Raw genomic sequence first — 752 nt, 5'->3', positions numbered from 1 at the left:
ACCTGTTGAATTTTTAGCATCTTTGTGTTTGCTAAGATAAATATAATCACAAGCTTTTAAAAGTTCTTTCCCCATTTGTAAAGCTTTGTCTCTGTGTTTGTTTTCATCTAAATAGCTAAATTGTAGTATGGGTGAAACAGGTGTAAAATCTTCACATTCACGTATAATTTTTAAGCATTCTTGCTCGGCAACGCTTATAGCTAATGATTTGCGTCTGCTTTCTTGCACAGCTAAGCCTTTATAAGGTGAGGCTATATAAACTAATGGCATTGTTCTCCTTTTTTGATGATTTTAGGGTTTTACCCTTTTTAAGTCTTCTTAAAAAAAAGACTTAAAAAGAAAAAACACAATAAAAGTGCTTTTAAATCAAGCACTTTTATTCAGCTTTTTATTCAAATGAAAATTAAGAATTTTTTGTGCAATATAATCAGGATAAATTCCTTTTAAAATATCCACAAAAGCACCGCTTTCTTTAAAATAAATACTCACACCTCTTACTTCAAACAATGAAGCACTATAGTCTGCTTTTTCACCTTTAATCATTGTTGTCATAATCTACTCCTTGTATTAAATTGTTTCTTTTTGTTTTTTCTTGTTCTATTAAGTCTAAAGTTTCAAAGATAGCAAGCCATTTATCTTTATTTTTAGGACTTCTTAATTTTTTAATAGCGTGTTTATAGATTTGATGAACACGAGTTTTTGAAATACCTAGTTCCTTTGCTATCTCTTCAAAACTCATAATATAACCATCT

3 protein-coding genes are annotated in these 752 nt (G+C 29.1%); all 3 read right to left on the bottom strand.

Features of this window, described 5'->3' with window-relative positions; all coding sequences use genetic code 11:
- A partial coding sequence (locus CQA75_RS08935; RefSeq protein ID WP_137624605.1) for a DUF7768 domain-containing protein occupies positions 1-270 on the bottom strand: 270 nt, incomplete at its 3' end.
- A 96-nt stretch (positions 271-366) separates the two neighbouring features.
- Complete coding sequence (locus tag CQA75_RS08930) at positions 367-552, bottom strand: hypothetical protein (RefSeq protein ID WP_137624604.1); 186 nt, start codon at positions 550-552, stop codon at positions 367-369.
- Positions 536-739, bottom strand: coding sequence for a sigma factor-like helix-turn-helix DNA-binding protein (locus tag CQA75_RS08925; protein WP_137624603.1), 204 nt, complete (start codon positions 737-739; stop codon positions 536-538). Before CQA75_RS08925 ends, CQA75_RS08930 begins: the two co-directional genes overlap by 17 nt.
- Positions 740-752 lie beyond the last annotated feature (13 nt).

The sequence above is a fragment of the Campylobacter taeniopygiae genome (assembly GCF_005406225.1).
GTDB lineage: Bacteria > Campylobacterota > Campylobacteria > Campylobacterales > Campylobacteraceae > Campylobacter_D > Campylobacter_D taeniopygiae.
This window is presented reverse-complemented; position numbering and strand designations above follow the sequence as displayed.

Bases quoted from the DNA above. Each gene is read 5' to 3' on its own strand.
- CQA75_RS08930 (WP_137624604.1), bottom strand. From the start codon at position 552: ATGACAACAATGATTAAAGGTGAAAAAGCAGACTATAGTGCTTCATTG.
- CQA75_RS08925 (WP_137624603.1), bottom strand. From the start codon at position 739: ATGAGTTTTGAAGAGATAGCAAAGGAACTAGGTATTTCAAAAACTCGT.